16 protein-coding genes, 1 tRNA gene and 1 pseudogene are annotated in these 19,958 nt (G+C 73.6%); 7 read left to right on the top strand and 11 right to left on the bottom strand.

The genetic code is table 11. The annotated features are described in order from the left end of the window. The first annotated feature begins 287 nt into the window (after window positions 1–287). The 3 genes from ACFVGO_RS35905 to ACFVGO_RS35915 all read left to right on the top strand — a co-directional run bounded on the left by ACFVGO_RS35905 (window position 288) and on the right by ACFVGO_RS35915 (window position 2,137). Complete coding sequence (locus ACFVGO_RS35905; RefSeq protein WP_380636319.1) at window positions 288–1,019, top strand: CGNR zinc finger domain-containing protein; 732 nt, start codon at window positions 288–290, stop codon at window positions 1,017–1,019. Then, a complete protein-coding gene (locus tag ACFVGO_RS35910) occupies window positions 1,019–1,963 on the top strand; it encodes a metallophosphoesterase (RefSeq protein WP_380358346.1) in 945 nt (314 codons plus the stop codon). The genes ACFVGO_RS35905 and ACFVGO_RS35910 overlap by 1 nt, the downstream gene beginning before the upstream one ends. Before the next feature lie 100 nt (window positions 1,964–2,063). Continuing rightward, window positions 2,064–2,137 (top strand) — tRNA-Pro (locus ACFVGO_RS35915). Window positions 2,138–2,312: 175 nt separating this feature from the next. Here the strand turns inward: ACFVGO_RS35915 and ACFVGO_RS35920 are convergent. Continuing rightward, on the bottom strand, window positions 2,313–3,461 hold the full coding sequence (locus ACFVGO_RS35920) for an MrcB family domain-containing protein (RefSeq protein WP_380636322.1): 1,149 nt from the start codon (window positions 3,459–3,461) through the stop codon (window positions 2,313–2,315). Window positions 3,462–3,674: 213 nt separating this feature from the next. On the opposite strand from ACFVGO_RS35920, the gene ACFVGO_RS35925 reads away from it, so the two are divergent. Continuing rightward, window positions 3,675–4,616, top strand: coding sequence for a YDG/SRA domain-containing protein (locus ACFVGO_RS35925; protein ID WP_380636324.1), 942 nt, complete (start codon window positions 3,675–3,677; stop codon window positions 4,614–4,616). A 60-nt stretch (window positions 4,617–4,676) separates the two neighbouring features. Here the strand turns inward: ACFVGO_RS35925 and ACFVGO_RS35930 are convergent, their stop codons facing one another. Continuing rightward, window positions 4,677–7,493, bottom strand: a complete 2,817-nt coding sequence (locus ACFVGO_RS35930) for an ATP-binding protein (protein ID WP_380636326.1) — start codon at window positions 7,491–7,493, stop codon at window positions 4,677–4,679. Between the two features lie 211 nt (window positions 7,494–7,704). Between ACFVGO_RS35930 and ACFVGO_RS35935 the strand changes: the two genes are divergently transcribed. The 3 genes from ACFVGO_RS35935 (at window position 7,705) to ACFVGO_RS35945 (ending at window position 11,019) form a co-directional block, all read left to right on the top strand. Continuing rightward, window positions 7,705–8,082 carry a nuclear transport factor 2 family protein gene (locus ACFVGO_RS35935; RefSeq protein ID WP_359905678.1) on the top strand — a complete coding sequence of 126 codons (378 nt, stop codon included), beginning with the start codon at window positions 7,705–7,707 and terminating at the stop codon, window positions 8,080–8,082. Window positions 8,083–8,518: 436 nt separating this feature from the next. Further along, complete coding sequence (locus tag ACFVGO_RS35940) at window positions 8,519–10,375, top strand: prolyl oligopeptidase family serine peptidase (protein WP_359905675.1); 1,857 nt, start codon at window positions 8,519–8,521, stop codon at window positions 10,373–10,375. Next, window positions 10,372–11,019, top strand: a complete 648-nt coding sequence (locus ACFVGO_RS35945; protein ID WP_380636329.1) for a hypothetical protein — start codon at window positions 10,372–10,374, stop codon at window positions 11,017–11,019. The genes ACFVGO_RS35940 and ACFVGO_RS35945 overlap by 4 nt, the downstream gene beginning before the upstream one ends. Window positions 11,020–11,046: 27 nt before the next feature. Here ACFVGO_RS35945 and ACFVGO_RS35950 read toward each other — a convergent pair whose 3' ends face one another. The 9 genes and pseudogenes from ACFVGO_RS35950 to ACFVGO_RS35990 form a co-directional block, all read right to left on the bottom strand. Further along, entirely contained in the window at window positions 11,047–11,826 is a 780-nt protein-coding gene (locus ACFVGO_RS35950) for an SURF1 family protein (RefSeq protein WP_359905670.1), read from the bottom strand. Window positions 11,827–11,963: 137 nt separating this feature from the next. Then, on the bottom strand, window positions 11,964–13,340 hold the full coding sequence (locus ACFVGO_RS35955; protein ID WP_380636331.1) for a hypothetical protein: 1,377 nt from the start codon (window positions 13,338–13,340) through the stop codon (window positions 11,964–11,966). After that, window positions 13,333–13,878 (bottom strand): SigE family RNA polymerase sigma factor, encoded by a 546-nt coding sequence (locus ACFVGO_RS35960; RefSeq protein WP_359905665.1) that lies wholly within the window; start codon window positions 13,876–13,878, stop codon window positions 13,333–13,335. The genes ACFVGO_RS35955 and ACFVGO_RS35960 overlap by 8 nt, the downstream gene beginning before the upstream one ends. 290 nt (window positions 13,879–14,168) lie before the next feature. Beyond that, window positions 14,169–15,323 (bottom strand): aspartate-semialdehyde dehydrogenase, encoded by a 1,155-nt coding sequence (locus ACFVGO_RS35965; RefSeq protein WP_380636334.1) that lies wholly within the window; start codon window positions 15,321–15,323, stop codon window positions 14,169–14,171. A gap of 46 nt (window positions 15,324–15,369) precedes the next feature. Further along, on the bottom strand, window positions 15,370–16,650 hold the full coding sequence (locus tag ACFVGO_RS35970) for an aspartate kinase (RefSeq protein ID WP_359905659.1): 1,281 nt from the start codon (window positions 16,648–16,650) through the stop codon (window positions 15,370–15,372). Between the two features lie 326 nt (window positions 16,651–16,976). Then, complete coding sequence (locus ACFVGO_RS35975; RefSeq protein WP_359905656.1) at window positions 16,977–17,690, bottom strand: DUF5063 domain-containing protein; 714 nt, start codon at window positions 17,688–17,690, stop codon at window positions 16,977–16,979. Continuing rightward, the gene (gene recR, locus ACFVGO_RS35980; RefSeq protein ID WP_316522617.1) at window positions 17,683–18,282 is read right to left on the bottom strand and encodes a recombination mediator RecR; all 600 of its coding nucleotides are present in this window, start codon (window positions 18,280–18,282) and stop codon (window positions 17,683–17,685) included. The genes ACFVGO_RS35975 and recR overlap by 8 nt, the downstream gene beginning before the upstream one ends. 335 nt (window positions 18,283–18,617) lie before the next feature. Continuing rightward, complete coding sequence (locus ACFVGO_RS35985; protein WP_359905653.1) at window positions 18,618–18,956, bottom strand: YbaB/EbfC family nucleoid-associated protein; 339 nt, start codon at window positions 18,954–18,956, stop codon at window positions 18,618–18,620. Between the two features lie 189 nt (window positions 18,957–19,145). Next, a pseudogene (locus ACFVGO_RS35990) lies at window positions 19,146–19,958 on the bottom strand (DNA polymerase III subunit gamma and tau); the annotation flags it as partial.

Raw genomic sequence — 19,958 nt, forward strand, 5'->3', positions numbered from 1 at the left:
CCTCTTTGATGAGGCTCCGACGACCGAGATATACACCTCCCCATTCGTCGCCATCCTCAGACGTTTCTACTCCACATATCCTGGGCGTCCCGCTCCGGGCGACGGGGTGCCGGGCGACGGGGTGCTCCACGCCTCCGGGGAGGGGCCTCCTGAGCAAGGGTCAGCCCTTCCGCCCGGCAGCGGCCCACCCGTCTTCCTTCCCTCTTCCTTCCCCCTCCGGCCCCGTAACCCGTCTTCGTAACCCCTCTTCGTAACCCGTCTTCCCGGTTACACCTATCCTGGGGCGCATGACCGACGGAGACGACCCGGTCCCCCGGAACGCGACCGGCCCTGCCGACCCGGCCGTACGGCGCACCCCGCCCGGGCTGGTCCTCACCACCCCCGGGGGCAGCCGCTTCCACTTCGACCCCGGCGCCCTCTGCCTGGAACTGCTCACCACCGGCGGACCCGGCCCGTACGCCCGGTACGAGGTGCTGCACCGGCCCGCCGACCTCGCCGCCTGGCTCCCGCCGTCCCGGCTGCGGCTGCCCGCCGACGCCGTACGGATCTCCCCCACCGAGCTCACCGCCACCCGCACCCTCCGCGACGCCCTGTGGCACCTGGCCGCCGCCCGCGCCCACGGCCGCCCCGGCGAACCCGAGGACTACGCCGTCCTCAACCGGGCCGCCGAGCACCCGCCACTGGTCCCCCGGATCGCCCCGGACGGCACCGCGGCCGCCCCGCCACCCGCCGACGGAACCCAGCTGACCTCCACCCTCGCCCGGGACGCCATCGCCCTGCTCACCGGCCCGTACGCGGACCGGATCCGGGAATGCGGCGCCCACGACTGCCGACTGATCTTCGTCGACACCTCGCGCCCCGGCCGCCGGCGCTGGTGCTCGATGGAACGCTGCGGCAACCGCCACAAGGTCCGCTCCCTGCGCGCCCGCCGGGAGACCGAGGAGACGCCCCCGGCCGCCGCCCTCCCCGCCGACTCCGGGCGTGCGCCCGCTGATCCACCGTCTGAGAGCATGGGCTGATGCGACCGCTGTACTCCGTTCCCCTCGGCATCGCCGCCGCCGGCACCGCCTGCCTCGCCTACTCCGTCGGGTACGAGGTCCGGGCCTTCCGCCTCCGCCGGATCGAGGTCCCCGTCCTCCCGCGCGGCGCCCGCCCGATCCGGGTCCTCCAGGTGTCCGACATCCACATGGTGAGCGGGCAGGGCAAGAAGCAGCGCTGGCTGAAGAGCCTGGCCGGCCTGCGCCCCGACCTGGTGGTCAACACCGGCGACAACCTCTCCGACCCGCTCGGCGTCCCGGCCACCCTCGACGCGCTCGGGCCCCTCATGGAGTTCCCCGGCGTCTACGTCTTCGGCTCCAACGACTACTACGGCCCGGCCCGCAAGAACCCGGCACGCTACCTCCAGGCCATGCGCAGCGGCGCCCACGGCATGAACAACCCCGACGGCACCGCCCGCCGCGGCATCACCGGAGCCGTCCACAACCCGTGGGAGAAGCTCCGCGACGGCTTCGACGGGGCCGGCTGGCTCGACCTCACCAACACCCGCGGCCGGCTCACCGTGAACGGGCTCGACCTGGAGTTCACCGGCCTCGACGACCCCCACATCCGCCGCGACCGCTACAGCGACGTCGCCGGCGGCCCCTCCGCCGACGCCGACCTCTCCCTCGCCGTCGTCCACGCGCCCTACCTGCGCGTCCTCGACGCCTTCACCGCCGACCGCTACCCGCTGATCCTGGCCGGCCACACCCACGGCGGCCAGCTCTGCATCCCCTTCTACGGCGCCCTGGTCACCAACTGCGACATCGACACCCGCCGGGTCAAGGGCCTCTCCACCCACACCGCCGGCGGCCACCGCTCCCACCTCCACGTCTCGGCCGGGTGCGGCACCAACCGCTACACCCCCGTCCGCTTCGCCTGCCCGCCCGAGGCCACCCTCCTCACCCTCGTCCCGGCCCCCCGCTGACCCCCGCCGGACGCCCGCCCGAAACCGGATTTCGTGTCTCGGCGAGCGTCCGGTAGAGTTCTACTCGTCGCGAAGGAGACGGAGCGACAAACCGCAAGACCGGGGTGTGGCGCAGCTTGGTAGCGCGCTTCGTTCGGGACGAAGAGGCCGTGGGTTCAAATCCCGCCACCCCGACCCAGTACAGAGGGCCTGCCGGAGAAATCCGGCAGGCCCTCTGTCGTTGTGCATGACTGCAGATCACCGGCCAAGCCCGACCTGGGAAGAATGGTCACGCGGACGTGGTGCAGCTCACATGCCGCCTTCTCCTCGCCATCCTGCGCGCAAGATCGTCGGACCGGCCGACGACGACCTAGTCCAGGTCACCCTTGGCCTGGGACCGGTGATCCGCAGGATAGGCCTGGTCGCCGACTACCGCCGGTTCGACCAATCCCGCTATGACGGCGCTGGGCGATCCCGACCATCCGGTTGCAGAACGCCAAACGGAAGCGATGCCGTGGTGTTCCAGAAGCCGGACGTAGACGTCGCCGATCCCCTCGGTGAAGAGGGCCAACTGCCTCGGCTGTTCCTTGGGCGGGTAGAGCAGGAACGAGTACGTCGCCAGCTGCCCGAGTGCTTCTCGCACCGCGTGGCTGGCATTCCCCTGCTTTACAACCTTGGCTTCGATCAACCAGTGCACGGACCCATTGCGTGCGACGATGTCTCTCGGATGCACGTTGGTTCCCACCTCGAATCCGATGGTGCGAAGGTGAGTTCCGTAGTCCCGGACTAGGGTTTCATGCTTCCTGGTCTTCACCATCTCGCGGCTCTTGATGGTCTGCACGTACTCTTCGTCGCTCTTGGGGGCGAAGTGGAGCAGTGCGTCCTTGTTCTGCTCATGGGGCCACGTGCCTTCTGCCCGAACCGTGCAGATGACGTCACGCGTCGTCTGTCGCAGGTGCTCCCGGGCCACCAGGGCATCTTGGTAGAGCCCGATGAACCGCCGGAGGTCATCACACAGCACGTCTTCATCGGGAAGATCGTCAACCCTGTAGGTGCGGGCAAGGACGTTCCCGTACTCGTACGACTGGGGCAGCCCCGGGCGACCGCCGAGGTCAATGCCGGCATCCAGGCCCTGGCCGCCGTCTGCGGACACCGCTTCACGAATGGCGCCCGCTTCCACCGCCAGCTTGCGATTCGCCTCTGCGGCTTTGTACTTCTCACGAAGTTCAGTGACACCATGGTTCAGACTGAGCGACACCGTCTCCATGTTCTCGGCGAAGAGGTACACCACGTACATACCGTGCCGAGCCGTGGTGGTCTCGTCCGGGTCGAAGAACGCAACCCACGGGCAGAAGGCAGCTGCACCAGCACCCGCGCTCCCCTTGATGATGTATTCGCCCTGCACATGACTGGCGAAGTGGGACGGCGCGTCTCGGAGGAGACGCGCAGTTGGTGTGCCGGTCCCCTCAAGACGGTCGTAGGTCGTGCCAACCTCATGCAGGAAACCTCGAAGCGTCATGGAGGGCATCGTAGGCCGAAGCCCCGACATCGACGCCACTCGCCGTTCTCCAATTCGATCTGACTGTTGGACAGTTCGCCCGATGAAGTCACCGCGGCAGACGTCACCACAGAATGTGGAACCGTGCGGTACGCGTGAGCGTTCGCGATACGAAGCTCAACCCCTGGTCCATCGATGAGTCCATCGATCATCTGACGTCGAGAGGTCCGAACTTTGCAGGAAGAAGTCCTCACCATCGCACCCATCGACTTCGACGGCTACGGAGAGGTGCCGGGGGTAGAAGTCGGACGCTCCTTCGCCAGCCGCCGGGAGCTGGCAGCCGCCGGGGTGCACCGACCATTGCAGGCCGGTATCTGTGGCACTGCGGAGTTCGGGGCCGAGTCCATCGTCGTCTCCGGAGGCTACGAGGACGACGAGGACCACGGCGACGTCATCGTCTACACCGGGCAGGGTGGACGCGATCCGGAGTCGGGTCGACAGGTCCGGGACCAAGAGCTCACTCTTGGCAACGCCGCCCTGGTAACCAGCCGGACCATCGACTCACCGGTCCGCGTGGTCCGTGCAGTGCGACACAGTACCCAGCGGTCCTCCAGGCCCAGCTACCGCTATGACGGACTCTTCCGGGTCGAAGACTCTTGGCACGATAGCGGTCGATCCGGATTCCGAATCTGGCGCTACCGCCTCGTGAGTCTCTCCGGCTACGTGCCGGCCCATCAGGAGCCGATGCTGCAGGAACCGGCTGGTCGGGACACTCCCACACGGCTTGAAGCCAAGGTCCACCGGATCGTTCGCAGCATCCGGGTGGCGAACTTCGTGAAGCGGGCCCACGACTTCACTTGCCAGGTGTGTGGCGAGCGGCTTCGCACGCCCACCGGTGCTTACGCAGAAGCAGCTCATATCCGGGGGCTGGGTCAGCCGCACAACGGGCCCGATGTCGCGAGCAATGTGCTCTGCCTCTGCCCCAACCACCACACGTTGTTCGACTTCGGCACACTGGCCATCGCAGAGGACCTGACCATCACCGACCGTGCCACGGGAGCGGAGATCGGGAGGCTGCGAGAGGCTCCCGGCCATCGGGTGGACCAGGCTCACCTGGCCTATCACCGGGATCACTACTCCGCGGGCTGGAAGCACTCTCCGGACGCCAACACGTAGAGAACCTCAGGGCCCTGCCGCACTCTCCGGCAGGGCCCTCGGCGTTTCGGGGGGCCGCTGTCAGAGGACGGTGGTCAGTTCGGTGCGGGAGGTGATGTTGAGCTTGGGGTAGGCCTTGTAGAGGTGGTGGGCGACGGTGCGGGGGCTGAGGAAGAGCTGGGCGGCGATGTCGCGGTTGGTGAGGCCCTGGGCGGCGAGGCGGGCGATCTGGAGTTCCTGGGGGGTGAGGGGGGACTGCGGGGTGCCGGTGGGGGTGGCCGGGGCGGGGGTGCCGGTGGCGGAGAGTTCGGTGCGGGCGCGGGCGGCCCAGGAGTGGGCGCCGAGGCGGTCGAAGGTCTCCAGGGCAGCGCGCAGGTGGGGGCGGGCGTCGGTGCGGCGGCGGGTGCGGCGCAGCCATTCGCCGTAGAGGAGGGCGGTGCGGGCCTGTTCGAAGGGGCGGTGGGCCGTCGCGTGCCGGGAGAGGGCGGCGCGGTAGGCGGTCTCGGCGAGTTCGTCGGGGCCGAGCAGGGCCTGGCAGCGCAGGCGGAGGGCCTCGGCCCAGGGGCGGTCGGCGGCGGCCGTCCAGCGGGCGAAGCGCTCGTAGGGTTCGGCGGCGCGTTCGGGGGTGCCGAGGCGGACGGCGGCCTCGACCAGGTCGGGGACGGCCCGGGTGGCGCTGATGTGGTGCCGGTGCGGGCCGGTGGTGAGGGTGTGCAGCCGGTCGGCGGCGTCGCCGGCGCGGCCCTGGCCGAGGTCGAGCAGGGCGAGCGCCCACTGGACCCAGGCCAGGCCGGCCGCGGGGGCGGCGGTCTGCGGGCCGGTGGTGGCGAGGGCGGTCGCGGCGAGTTCGGCGCAGCTGTCGGCGCGGCCGTCCAGCGCGGCCAGGCAGGCGAGCAGCGCGGTGAGTTGGCTGACCCACTGGTGCTGGCCGGTGTCCCGGGCGAGGCCGAGGCCTTCGGTGGCGGTGAGTTCGGCGTCGCGGTGCCGGCCGTGGAAGAGTTCGGCCTCGGCCAGGAAGAACTGCAGGGTGGGCATCACTCCGACGGTGCCCTTGGCGCGGGCTTCTGCGATCAGTTCGGCGGCGAGTTCGACGGTCTCCTCGTCGCGCCCGAGGACCAGGGTGGCGCCGCACAGCTGGACCAGGTCGACCGGGCTGTCGGCCCCTGCCCGGCGGGCGGCCTCCACGGCCTCCCGGACGGGCCGGAGCGGCGTGGCGGGCCGGCCGAGCGCGGGCAGGACGGCAGCGGGCAGGTGGCGGGCGAGCGGGGCGAGGGGGTCGTCGTCGGCGAGCGGCAGGACCGCCAGGCGGTCCAGGACGGCGACCACCGGCTCCTCCCCCGCGTACCAGGCGGCGTGGAAGGCCTGGAGCAGCATCCGGGCGGCGTACATCGGGTCGATGTCGGTGCCGGCGGCGTCGAGCAGCAGCCGGTGGGCGGTCGGGTGCGCGCCGCGCCAGAAGTGCGCGGTGGCCCGGACCTGGTCGAGCAGGGCGTGCGCCAGGACGTTGTCGGTCCGGCCGGAGGCCTCGTCGGCGAGCGCCTCCGCGCGAGCCAACTCGCCCTCCTCGGTGGCGGCTTCGGCGGCCAGGACGAGCCGGCGGGTGGCGCTGTCGCGGTCCGGGGTGAGCCGGGCGGCGCGCTCGTACGCGGCGGCCCCGCCGTGGCCGCCGCGGCGCTCGGCGCGGACGGCGGCGCGCTCCAGCGCGTCGGCGAGGCCCGCGTCGGGACCGGTGGCGGCCAGCGCGAGGTGCCAGGTGCGGCGGTCGCCGTCCGGCAGGGCCCGCGCCACGGCATGATGGACCCTCGTCTTCTGGTGGTGCGGAGCGCGCTGGAGGATCGCGGAGCGCAGCAGGGGGTGCCGGAAGGCGATCCGGCGGTCGGCGGTGACCGTCGCCAGGCCGGACTCCTCGGCGGGAGCGAGGTGTTCGGCGGTGACGCCGAGGACGGCCGCTGCGGGCAGGACGACGTCCAGCGCCCCGCTCTCCTCGGTGGCGGCGACCAGCAGCAGCGTCTGGGTGGCCGCGGGCAGGCCGGTGACCTGGCCGTGGAAGGCGATCAGCAGCCGGCTGGTGAGCGGCAGGCCGCCCGGCGCCGACGTGTGCGGCCCTGCGGCGACCGGGAGTTCGGTGAGCGCGAGCGGGTTGCCGGCCGCCTCGGCGAGCAGCCGGTCGCGCGCGGCGGCGGGCAGGCCGGGGCCGGCCCGCCGGGCCAGCAGCCGGGTGGCGTCGGCCTCGGACAGTGCGGTCACCTGTCGTTCGGGCAGTCCCAGCGGGCGCTCCGCCGCGCCGCCGTCGGCCCCGGGGGCACCACCGGTGCGGGCGGCGAGCAGCAGGGCCACCCCTTCGGCCTGGAGGCGTCGGGCGGCCAGCAGCAGCGCGTCCAGTGAGGCCCGGTCCAGCCACTGCACGTCGTCCATGACGCACAGCAGGGGCTGGTCGGCGGCGAGTTCGGCGAGCAGGCCGAGCGTGGCGAGTCCGACGAGCAGCCGGTCGGCGCGCCCTGCACCGGCGGTCGGGCCATCGGCGGCCGAGCCGCCGTCGACCGGCACGCCGTCGACCGGAGCGCCGTCCGCCCCGTGGCCGCCCGGCCGGCCCTCGTCGGAGAGCCCGAACGCCGCCTCCAGCGCGCGCCGCTGCGGCCCGGGCAGGGCGTCCAGCCGGTCCAGGCCGGGTGCGAGCAGCAGGCTCAGCCCGGCGTACGGCAGCTCGGCCTCGTACTCGACGCCGGCCGCCCGGATCACCCGGAACGACTCCCCCGCCCGCGCCACCGCGTCGTCCAGCAGCGCGGTCTTGCCGATGCCGGCCTCGCCCCGGAACAGCAGCACCCCGCTGCGGCCGGCCCGCGCCGCATCCAACAGACCGTCCACGGCGGCCTGTTCGCCTTCCCTCCCGTACAGCATGCCCCGACCCTACCCACCCGGGCCCGCACCGCCGTCGGCACCGGCAGCGACGCCACTACCGGCACCGGCACCGGCACACCCCGGCACACCCCGGCGGAGGCTACGTACCCCATGCCCATACGTGACGGATTCGCCGCCCGCCGCCCGTCCGTACCGTGGTGAGCACCGGGAACGACCGGGCCAACCACCCACCGGAACACGGGAGATGACGATGACCGAGATCACCACCGCCGCCCTCCAGCAGCTCGCCGAGCGCTACCTCGCGGTGTGGAACGAGACCGACCCGGCGGCCCGCCGCAAGCTGGTCGACGAGGTGTGGGCCGAGGACGGCCGCTACACCGACCCGCTGGCCGCCGTCACCGGCCGGGACGCCGTCGACGCGCTGATCGGCGCCGCCCAGGCCCAGTTCCCGGGGCTGGAGTTCACCCTCGGCCCGGTCGACGCCCACCACGACATCGCCCGCTTCACCTGGAACCTGGGCCCGGCCGGCGCGGAGCCGGTGGTGATCGGCTTCGACGTGCTGGCGGCCACCCCGGACGGCCGGATCGGCGCGGTGTACGGCTTCCTCGACCGCGTACCGGGCGCCTGAGCCGCAAACCGCGTGCCGGGCACCTGAGCCGCAGACCGCCGCGCCGCCCGAGAGGCGGGCCGCCCCCACCGCGCCCGCCCCTCGGCGCCGGACTGCCCCTCGGCGCCGGACTGGCCCTCGCCGCCGGCCTGGCCCTCGCCGCGTACGGCGCCGCGGACGGCAGTGTCCGGTGGCCGGCGCCCGGGATCGCGCTGATCGGCCTGGTCCACTGCGGCGCCGGCGGCCGACCGCCGCCGTAGGCCGCAGCGTCCTCGCCCCGGCGTCGCCGGGGCCGGTGCCCGTGGGCCTGGTCCGGTTCCTGCCGCTGGGAACGCCGCCCGGGGGCCGGTCCCCGCCCGCCCCGGAGCGGCCGTGGCGGGATCCCGGCACGCGGGGCGGGTGGCCGAAGCCCACCCGCCCGTTCCCTTCCCTCCCCCCGATCGGGTTGGATGGTCGGATGAGCGAGGAGAAGAGCGCCGTTCCGGCGTGGGAGCAGCGGTTCAGGGCGGCCCGGGTGTCCCTGCCCGACTGGGCCGAGGACGCCCCCGACCGGGCGTTGTACGTGTCCAACGCGACCGGCACCTACGAGGTCTACGCCTGGGACCGCGCCACCGGCGCCCACCGCCGGGTGACCGACCGTCCGAACGGCACCACCGACGCCGAGCTGTCCCCCGACGGCGACTGGGTCTGGTGGTTCGACGACCACGACGGTGACGAGTTCGGCGTCTGGCGCCGCCAGCCGTTCGCGGGCGGCCCCGACGAGGAGGCCGTGCCCGGCCTCGCCGCTTCCTACTCGGCCGGCCTGGCGCTCGGCCGCGACGGCACCGTGGTCGTCGGCCGCTCCACCGACGAGGACGGCACCACCCTGCACCTGCGCCGCCCCGGCAGCGCCGAGCCGGTCGAGATCTACCGGCACGAGGAGTACGGCGGCATCGGCGACCTCAGCCACGACAGCACCCTGCTCGCCATCGACCACACCGAGCACGGCGACGCGATGCACTCCGCGATCCGGGTCGTCCGCGTCACCGGGGACGGCGGCGTCGAGACCGTCGCCGAGCTGGACGAGGTCACCGGCCGGGACGAGCCGCGCGGCGTCGCCTGCCTGGGCTTCGCGCCGGTCGAGGGCGACACCCGGCTGCTGGTCGCCCACCAGCGCACCGGCCGCTGGGAGCCGATGATCTGGGACGTCGCCACGGGCGCCGAGACCGCTCTCCCGCTGCGCGACGAGCAGGGCCGCGAACTGCCCGGCGACGTCTCCGCGCAGTGGCGCCCCGGCGCCGGTGAGCTGCTGGTGGAGCACGAGTACGAGGCGCGCAGCGAGCTGTTCTCGTACGGGCTCGCCGACGGCCGGCTGACCCGCCTGGACACCCCGCGCGGCACCGTCGGCGGCGCCACCGCCCGTCCGGACGGCACCGTCGAGTACCTGTGGTCCTCCGCCGCCGAGCCCTCCGCCGTCCGTTCCACCGCCGGGACGGTCGTGCTGCGGGCGCCCGGCGCGGTGCCGCCCGGTTCGGTGCCGGTCGAGGACGTCTGGGTGGACGGGCCCGGCGGTCGGGTGCACGCCCTGGTGCAGCGGCCGTCGACGGCCGCCCCGGGCCCGTACCCGACCGTGTTCGAGATCCACGGCGGGCCGACCCACCACGACAGCGACTCCTTCGCCGCCGGTCCGGCCGCCTGGCTGGACCACGGCTTCGCGGTGGTCCGGGTCAACTACCGCGGTTCGACCGGCTACGGCCAGGCCTGGACGGACGCGCTGCACGAGCGGGTCGGCCTGATCGAGCTGGAGGACATCGCGGCGGTCCGCGCCTGGGCCGTCGACAGCGGCCTCGCCGACCCGGCCCGACTGGTGCTCACCGGCGGCAGCTGGGGCGGCTACCTGACCCTGCTCGGCCTCGGCGTCCAGCCCGACAGCTGGGCCCTCGGTGTCGCCGCCGTGCCGGTCGCGGACTACCACACCGCGTACGCCGACGAGATGGAGGCGCTCAAGTCGCTGGACCGCACGCTCTTCGGCGGCACCCCGCAGGAGGTGCCGGAGCGGTTCACCGCCTCCTCGCCGCTGACCTACGTCGAGCAGGTGCGGGTGCCGGTCTACATCAGCGCCGGGGTCAACGACCCGCGCTGCCCGATCCGGCAGATCGACAACTACGTCGAGCGGCTGGAGCAGCTCGGCAAGCCGCACGAGGTGTACCGCTACGACGCCGGGCACGGCTCGCTGGTGGTGGAGGAGCGGATCAAGCAGCTGCGGCTGGAGATCGAGTTCGTCCGGCGGCACCTGGGCGCGGCCGGGAGCGACGCAGACGGAGGGGCGGCGTGAGACGTCCGCTGCTGCTCGCGGGGGTGGCGGTGGCCGGGGCCCTGGTGCTCAGCGGCTGCTCGGGGTCGCGGCCGGAGGTCGCCTCCTGCCCGCCTCCGACCGGCCCGCCGGTGCCGAGCTCCTCGGTCGTCGCGCCCAAGCCGGCCGTGCCGACCACCACCGCACCGCCGACCGGTGCCGTCCCGCCCTCCGGCGCCGTCCCGCCCTCCGGTGCCACGCCGCTCGCCACGGCGACCAGGGCGAGCGCACCGGGCACGGGGACCGCGGGCGGGGTCGCGGGCACGGCCGTCCTGACGGCGGCGTACGAGTCGACCGACCCGGACGGCACCGTCGAGCTCGCCAAGGGTTCGAAGGGGTCCGGCGGCTCCTCGGGTTCCTCGGGTTCCTCCGGCTCGAAGGGCTCCAAGGGGTCGAAGACCGGTCGCACCGTGCACCACCACATCGACCACTACGACTCCGACGACCACAACGGCAGCGGCAACGGCAACGGCCACTGCCACAGCGACCCGACGCCGCTGCCCACCGGCTCGTCCTCCCCGACCCAGCAGCCGCTCCCGACGCCGACACCGGCGGCGCCGACACCGACAGCGCCCCCGCCGGCGGTCAAGCCGACAGCGGCACCGGCCCTGCCGACCAAGCGCTGAGAGCGGGGTCGGAGCAGGACGCGCCGGTCAGTCCAGGACCGGGTCCAGCCCGAGGGCCCGGTCCTGCTCCGCCTCCGCCTCGCGGCGCACCAGGCGGAACCACATGAAGACGACGAACCCGGCGAAGACGAACCACTCCAGGGTGTAGCCCAGGTTCTGGAACGCGCGCAGGGTGAGCCCGTCGCCGCCCTGCGGCTGCACGGTCGGTACCGGGGCCAGCCCGGCGGGCGCGTCGTCGGCGGCCACCCAGCCGTCGTACCAGCCGTCGTACTCCAGCACGTTCAGCAGCGACGCCCGGTTGATCATGCCGAGCTGCCCGGTCGGCAGACCGCCCGCCACCGCGCCGTTGCTGCCCACGGCCTCGTTGGCCTGCAGGCGCCCGGTCACCGTCACGTCTCCGCCCGGCGGCGGTCCGGCGGCGGCCGGGTCCCCGCCCGCCCAGCCGCGCACCACGGCGACGGCGTGACCGTCGGCGGTGCGCAGCGGGGTGAGCACGTAGTAACCCTGCTTGCCGTCCACCACCCGGTTGGGGACGAGCAGTTGGTGCTCGCTGTCGTAGGTGCCGGTCACCGTGACCGTCCTGCCGACGGTCTCCGTGCTCACCTGCGGAGTCGCCTGGTTGAGCAGCGCGTCGATCGGCCGGGCATCACTCGAAGCGGTGACCGCCTGCTTGGTCTCCTGGTGCGTGGACACCCGGTCCTCGAACCGGCCGAGCTGCCAGGAGCCCAGCCACAGGCACACCGCCACGGCGGCCACGGCCACGACGGTGCCGCCGAGCCAGCGCGAAGTCAGGAGGAACCGGTACACACCCCCACGGTAACCATTCCTCACACCCGCCCGGCCCCCGGGCCCCGGGCCACGGCCCCGGCCACGGCGGCCGCCGGCCCGCCGCGACCGCCCGTCGTCACCGCTGCCCGGCGTCACCGCGTCGCCGCCGCCCGCGGTCACCCCGCCGTCGGCGAGCCCGACGGCTGCGGCACCGAACCGCCCAGGTTCTGGACGCCGCCGCGGTAGACGGTGCCGCTGCACGCCACGGGCAGGGTCGCCGTGGCGGCCGCCGGACTGCCGGGAGCGGGAGTGTGGGCGATGGTCACGGAGGACGGTGCGGCGGTCGGACCGCCGGTCGGGGTCGGGGTCGGGCTGGGAGCCGTGCTGGGGCCCGCCGACGGGGACGAGGAGGCCGGCGGGTTGGCGCTGGGCTCGCTGGAGGGGACGGAGGCCGGGGCGCCGGGCTCGATGGCCGGGACGTCCGAGCGCAGGGCCGCCTGGTTGACGCCGCTCGACGGGGTGGTCAGGGTGCCGGAGCCGGTACAGGTCCGGTCGGGGACCCAGGCGAACGGCACCCGGTACCCGGCCCGCGGCGCGAGCACCGGGGGCTCCCCGTCCATCGCGGGCAGGCCGGCCGCCGGGTCGCCCGGCGCGTGGTCGGCGGTGCGGATGCGGCCGCGGTCGCCGCCGCTGACGGCGGTGACCGCCACCGAGCCCGGCCCGCCGAGCCGGCAGCTGCGCACGGAGACGTTGTAGACGGTGAACGAGCCGTAGATCCGCCCGTCGCCGTCGGCCGTGCCGACCTGCGCGACGCCTTCGCCGAGGTCCGTCCGGGTGCAGAGCGGGACGATGCCGCCGTCGCCGGCCCCGGAGGTCCCGGAGGGCGCGACGCCGCCGTCGGTTTGCGTCAGCCCGCCGCCGGGGGTGTGCGGGGCCGCGGCCGTACCGGTCGGCGAGGTGGCGGCGCCGGTGCCGCCCGCGCCCGTCTGCGTGGCCGCCCCGGTGCCGCCGGCGGTACCGGCGGCACCGCTGGGGGACGCGGCGGCCGGGCTCTTGGCGTCGGCCGAGCCGGGACCGCCGGAGAGACCGAGGTGTTCCCCCTCGTGCAGGACGGGCAGGCCGATCGCGACGGCGAAGGCGAGTGCGGCCGCCCCGGTCCAGGCGCCGCGCCGGGCGGCCCGGCGGCGGGGCACGGCCCGCCGGATCCGCGGCAGCCCGCCCACGGCGGGCTGGATGCCGGAGACGGCGCCGTGCAGGCGCTCGCGCAGCGCCCGTTCGTCGGCGGACAGGTCCAGGAGCTCCGGGACCTCACCCGCGGGGCCGTTCGCACCGGGCTTCCCGGCCGCGTTCGGACTGGACGCGTGCGGACTCGGTGCGTCCGGACTCGGTGCGCGCGCACCCGGCGACTTCGACTCGGGCGCCGTCGGCTCGGACGCGTTCGGCTCGGGCGCCGTCGGCTCGGGCGCGTGCTGCTCGGGCGCCGTCGGCTCGGGCGCCGTCGACTCGGGCGCCCCGTCGACCGGTCGCCGACGGCCGTCGTCCGCCTCAGCCATGTCCGGCCTCCATCTGGACGCGGAGGGCGGCGAGTCCGCGGGAGCCGTAGGCCTTCACCGAGCCGAGCGAGATGCCCAGGGTCTCGGCGACCTGCGCCTCCGTCATGTCCACGAAGTAACGCAGCACCAGAACCTCCCGCTGACGGCGTTGCAGACCACGCAGCGCGGCCTTCAACTGGTCGCGCTCCAGGGCATCGTAGGCACCTTCTTCTGCACTGGCCATGTCAGGCATGGGCTTCGGCAGCAGTCGCAGCCCGAGGATGCGGCGGCGCAGCGTGGACCGGGACAGGTTGACGACCGTCTGCCGCAGGTAGGCCAGGGTCTTCTCGGGCTCGCGCACCCTGCGCCGGGCGGCGTGCACCCGGATGAACGCCTCCTGGACGACGTCCTCGCACGTGGAGAGGTCGTCCAGGAGCAGTGCCGCGAGCCGCAGCAACGAGCGGTAGTGCGCCTGGTAGGTCTCGGTGAGCAGGTCCTCGCTGGTACCCGCGTCGGTACCGGCGCCGGAGTCCGCCGCACCGCGTGCGGCCGCCGTCATCTGGTCTTCTTCCGGCCTACTCGCAGGCCACGGGGCGCGCGACGGGAAGGGCACCGCGGCTCTCGCCGGGATGCCCGCCCTTGCCCCCACCATCACGTTCGCCACGCACGTTGGACACTCGATCCCCTGTCATGGTTGCCCGGCTCGGGGCCCATTCTTCCGCATCGGCGGAAGAGGCCTCCAGGGGATTCCCCCGGGATTCCGGACAGATTGTGTCGAGGAGCGAACACAGGTATGGACACAGCTGTGGACACAAGCGGGCACTTCGGAACGCGCGAGGGCCCCGGGACCTAGTACTCCGGCTTCTCCGGCCCCGTCGGCCCCGTCGGCCCCGTCGGCTCAGCCGTCGCCGCCGCGTCCGGCTCCGCGTCCAACTCCGCGTCCACCGGCTCGCCCGCCGTCAGCTCCGCCGCCACCAGCTCGGCCAGCTGCACCAGGTTGAGCGCCGACCCCTTGCGCAGGTTGTCCCCGCACAGGAAGAGGTCCAGCGCGTCCGGCTCGTCCAGCGCCCGCCGGACCCTCCCGACCCAGACCGGGTCCGTCCCGACCACGTCGTTCGGCGTGGGGAACTCGCCGGCCGCCGGGTCGTCGTAGAGCACCACGCCGGGCGCGTCCCGCAGGATGTCCTGCGCGTGCTCCTGGGTGACCTCGCGTTCGAACCGCGCGTGCACGGCCAGCGCGTGGGTGCGGACGACCGGGATGTGGACGCAGGTCGCCGAGACCTTCAGGGCGGGCAGGCCGAGGACCTTGCGGGACTCGTCGCGGATGCCCGTCTCCTGGGCGGACCAGCCGCCCTCGCGCAGCCCGCCGGTCCAGGGCACCGCGTTGAGCACCAGCGGGGCGGCGAACGGCCCCTGATCGGCGATCAGCGCGCGCAGGTCACCGGTCTGCCGGCCGACGGCGGCACCCGCCACCAGCCCGGTCTGCGCGCGCAGCGCCGCCTCGCCGTCGCGGCCCTCGCCGTCGGCGGCCTGGTAGGAGGCGACCACGAGCTGCGCCAGCCCGTACTCGGCGTGCAGCGCCCCCACCGCGGCGATCATCGCGAGGGCGGTAGCGGCCGGACTGGCGACGATGCCGCGCGGGCGGATCCGCAGCGCGGCCGCGTTGACCTCCGGGACGACCAGCGGCACGTCCTCGGCGGTGCGGAAGACGGCCGAGCCGTCGATCACCACGACGCCCTTGGCCGCCGCGATCGGCGCCCACTGCGCCGAGACCGGGTCGGGGACGGCGAACACCGCCACGTCGATGCCCGCGAAGGCCTCCTCGGCCAGCGGGACGACCTCGACGGCCTCCCCGCGCACCACCGCCTTGCGGCCGGCCGAGCGCGGGGAGGCGACGAGTCGGATCTCGCCCCAGACGTCCTGGCGGAGGGAGAGCAGCCCGAGCAGCGCCTCACCGACCGCGCCGGTGGCGCCGACGACGGCGAGGTTCGGACGCCGGGTCATCGCCCGGCGCCCCGGCAGGACCCGGTGGCCCGGCCCCGCGTCCGGGTCATCGCCCGGTGCCGCCGTAGACGACGGCCTCGTCGCTCTCGCTGTCCAGGCCGAAGGCGCTGTGGACGGCGCGGACGGCCTCCGGCACGTCGTCGGCACGGGTGACCACCGAGATGCGGATCTCCGAGGTGGAGATCAGCTCGATGTTGACGCCCGCGGCGGACAGCGCCTCGAAGAAGGTCGCCGTGACGCCCGGGTTGGAGCGCATGCCGGCGCCGACCAGCGAGATCTTGCCGATCGCGTCGTCGTAGCGCAGCGACTCGTAGCCGATGCCCGCCTTGACCCGGCCCAGCGCGTCGATGGCCTTCTGGCCCTCGGTCTTGGGCAGGGTGAAGGAGATGTCGGTCAGGCCGGTCGACGCGGCGGAGACGTTCTGCACCACCATGTCGATGTTGACCTCGGCGTCGGCGATGGCGCGGAAGATGCGCGCCGCCTCGCCCGGCTTGTCGGGCACGCCGACGACGGTGACCTTGGCCTCGGAGGTGTCGTGGGCGACTCCGGAGATGATGGCCTGCTCCATCTCGCCCCCTTCGGGCTTGTTCGGGTTGTCGTTGCTGACGATCGTCCCGGGAAGACCCGAGAAGGACGAGCGTACGTGAATCGGGATGTTGTAGCGACGGGCGTACTCGACACACCGATCGAGCAGCACCTTGGAGCCCGACGAGGCCAGCTCCAGCATGTCCTCGTAGGCGATCCAGTCGATCTTGCGGGCCTTCTTCACCACGCGCGGGTCGGCGGTGAACACGCCGTCCACGTCGGTGTAGATCTCGCAGACCTCGGCGCTGAGCGCGGCGGCGAGCGCCACGGCGGTGGTGTCCGAGCCGCCCCGGCCCAGCGTGGTGATGTCCTTGCTGGTCTGGGAGACGCCCTGGAAACCGGCCACGATCGCGATGTTGCCCTCGTCCAGGGCGGTGCGGATGCGGCCGGGCGTCACGTCGATGATGCGCGCCTTGTTGTGGACGGAGTCGGTGATGACACCGGCCTGGCTGCCCGTGAAGGACTGTGCCTCGTGCCCCAGGGATTTGATCGCCATGGCCAGCAGCGCCATGGAGATGCGCTCTCCAGCGGTCAGCAGCATGTCGAACTCACGGCCGGCAGGCAGCGGTGACACCTGCTCCGCGAGTTCGATGAGCTCGTCCGTCGTGTCGCCCATCGCGGACACCACGACGACGACCTCATGGCCGGCCTTCTTGGTGTCAACGATCCGGCGGGCCACGCGCTTGATGCCTTCGGCATCCGCAACGGATGAGCCGCCGTACTTCTGCACGACAAGGCCCACGTGCGCTCCTCGACTCGAAGTCTTCTCCGGGGGCTCCGGGCCCCCGTACCCCCCTGGGAAGAGGGGGGTGCGGTCGTCGTCAGTCTACCGAGCAGGGGTGCTCCGACCGGCGCTTTCCATATGGTGAGACGGTAGTTTCAGCACGTGAGCGGCCGTGCGGGTGGCTCCGCCGTCAGGTCTGCGGGCGATTCGGTACGGCTCCGAAGAATCGCCGGATCGGGGGACGGCGATCCGGCCGGATTTCTTTTCCGGCCGGGACGCTGAGGCATTCGTCACAATCCGAGAGGGCCGTCGCGGAATACCGCCCACCGGCTGCCGCCGACCGCCTAACGCCCGAGGCCGAGCTCGGCCGCCATCAGGTCGCCCGCCTGCTGTTCGAGCTGCTCGTCGGTGAGCCCGTCGTCGTCGGTGTCCGCGCCGTCCGGCACCGCGCCGAGCGGGCTGTCCAGCCGGACGTGGGCGATCAGCGACTGCAGGGCCCGCAGCACCGCCGTGCAGGTCGTGCCCCAGTTGGAGAGGTACGAGAACTGCCACCACCACAGCGCCTCGCTGATCCGGCCCTCGCGGTAGTGGGTCAGCCCGTGCTGGAGCTCGCTGACCACGCCGGCCAGGTCGTCCGAGATCCGGAAGGCGTTGGGCTTCTCCGGCGGGCCGTACGGGTCGAAGACCTCGTGGTAGACGTCGATCGGCGCGAGCAGCTCGGCGAGGCGCTCGCGCAGCTGCTCGCCGTCCGGCTCGGGACCGGCGTCGGGCTCGAAGCGGTCCTCCGGGACGACGTCCTCGATCGCACCCAGCCGGCCGCCGGCCAGCAGCAGCTGCGAGACCTCCAGGAGCAGCAGCGAGACCGCGCTGCCGGGCTCGTCGCCCTTGGCGACCTCGGTGACGGCGAGCACGAAGCTCTCCACCGAGTCGGCGATCTGCACGGCGAAGTCGTCCGGCTCCGAGCCGTGACCGTGGATGTGCGGGGCGTGCGCCCCCGGTTCCCCGTGGGACTGCTGGTGGGGGGTGTGGGGCTGCTGGTTGATCGTCCGGTCAGACATCGAGCAGTCGTCTCCCTTCGAAGGCGCGACCGAGGGTGACCTCGTCCGCGTACTCCAGATCCCCGCCGACGGGCAGGCCGCTCGCCAGACGGGTCACCTTCAGGCCCATCGGCTTGCAGAGCCGGGCCAGGTAGGTGGCGGTCGCCTCCCCCTCCAGGTTGGGGTCGGTGGCCAGGATCAGCTCGGTGACCGTGCCGTCCGCGAGGCGCGACAGCAGTTCGCGGATGCGCAGGTCGTCCGGGCCGACGCCCTCGATGGGGCTGATCGCGCCGCCCAGCACGTGGTAGCGGCCGCGGAACTCGCGGGTGCGCTCGATGGCGACGACGTCCTTGGACTCCTCGACCACGCAGATGACGGCGAGGTCGCGGCGCGGGTCCAGGCAGACCCGGCACTGCTCGGCCTCCGCGACGTTGCCGCAGACCGCGCAGAAGCGGACCTTGTCCTTGACCTCCAGCAGTGCGTGGGCCAGCCGGCGCACGTCGGTCGGGTCGGCCTGCAACACGTGGAAGGCGATCCGCTGGGCGCTCTTGGGCCCGACGCCGGGCAGCCTGCCCAGTTCGTCGATCAGGTCCTGAACCACGCCCTCGTACAACGTCGCGCCTTCCCTCGGATGGTCGATGGTGCCGTATGCCCGGTGGTGGCCGGTGACGGCCGGTGGTGGCCGGTGACGGCCGGTGGTGACCGGTGACGGCCTGCTGGTCCGTGGTGGCCTGGCGGCCGGTGGTGGCCTGGCGGCCGGTGGTGGCCTGACGGCCGGGTAGTGGACGACCGGTGGTACCGGACGGCCGGTGGTGCTCCGGTGCCATCATCCAACGAATCGGGCGTCGGACACAGCGCCCGACGCCCGACTCCCACATAAATCACATAGGTCTGTCGTCTGAACTTCAGACCTTCTGGAACGTAGAGCCGACGTTAGAACGGCCGACGCTAGAACGGCAGGCCCGGGATGCCGCCGCCCAGGCCCTGGGTCAGCGGGCCCATGCGCTCGGCCTGCATCTTCTGCGCGGTCTGGTTGGCGTCCCGGACGGCCGCCAGGATCAGGTCGGCCAGCGTCTCGGTGTCCTCCGGGTCCACGGCCGCCGGGGCGATGGTCAGCGCCACCAGCTCACCGGCACCGGTCACCGTCGCCTCGACCAGGCCGCCGCCCGCCGAACCGTTCACCTTCGTCTCGGCCAGCTCCTGCTGGGCCTTGGCGAAATCCTGCTGCATCTTCTGCGCCTGCTTCAGCAGCTGCTGCATGTTGGGCTGGCCACCACCGGGGAACACGGCTGTCTCCTTGCTGTCACGGCTGTCTTGCGGTGCTTCGTTCGTCACCGCCGAGCCTACGTGCTGCCCACCGCTCCGGGGCCCGGACCGGGGCCCGGCTCCGGGGCGGCTCAGGGTCGGCCCGGGGACGGCGCCGGGGCTCAGGCCCGGGACGGCGCCGTTGCACGCGGGCGGGGTCCGGGGCCCGGCTCAGGAGCCCTGGTGGTGGATCTCCTCCAGCACCGTCGCGCCCAGCTCGCGGATGATCAGCTCCTGCCCGGAGAACACGTCCTCCTTCAGGTCCGGATCGTCCGCCTCCGGGATGTCGTCCTCCGGGGCCACCGACCGCACCGGACGGGCCTGCGCGGCCTGGACCGGCGGAGCCTGCACCGGCGCGGGCTGCACGGGCGGCGCCTGGACGGGCGCCGGCGCGGCCTGGACCGGCGGAGCCTGCACGGGCGCCGGGGCGGGCGCGGGCATCGACGGCGCGGCCGCCGCCGGGCGCGCCGGGGCTCCCCAGCCCCCGCCGCCCTGGGCACCGCCGCTCGGCGCCCCGCCACCCGGGCCGCCGGCACCGCCGGACGGGTCGACGATGCACTCGATCCGCCAGTCCACACCCAGCGCCTCGGCCAGCGCGGCGCGCAGCACGTCGTCGCTGTTGCTGCCGACGAAGCTGTCCCGGGCACCGGCGTTGATGAAGGACACCTGGAGCACGCTGCCGTCGAACCCGGCCACCTGGCCGTTCTGGCTGAGCAGGATCCAGGTGAAGCGGCGACGGTTCTTCACCGCCTCCAGGATCTGCGGCCACAGCTGCCGCACCTGCGCGGCGCCCTGCTGCGCGGACGCCGACGGCTGCCCGCCGGGAGCCGCCGCCGGGGCGGGGGCCGGAGCGGGCACGGGAGCGGGAGCCGCCTGGACCGGGGCCGGGGCCGCCTGCGGCTGCGCCGCGGGGGGCGTCGCCGGAGCCGCGGCGGGGGCGCCACCGGCGGGCGGGAAGCTGCGCGGGATCGGCCAGGCACCCGG

This window comes from Kitasatospora sp. NPDC057738, assembly GCF_042798815.1.
In the GTDB taxonomy this organism is placed as follows: domain Bacteria; phylum Actinomycetota; class Actinomycetes; order Streptomycetales; family Streptomycetaceae; genus Kitasatospora; species Kitasatospora lactacystinica.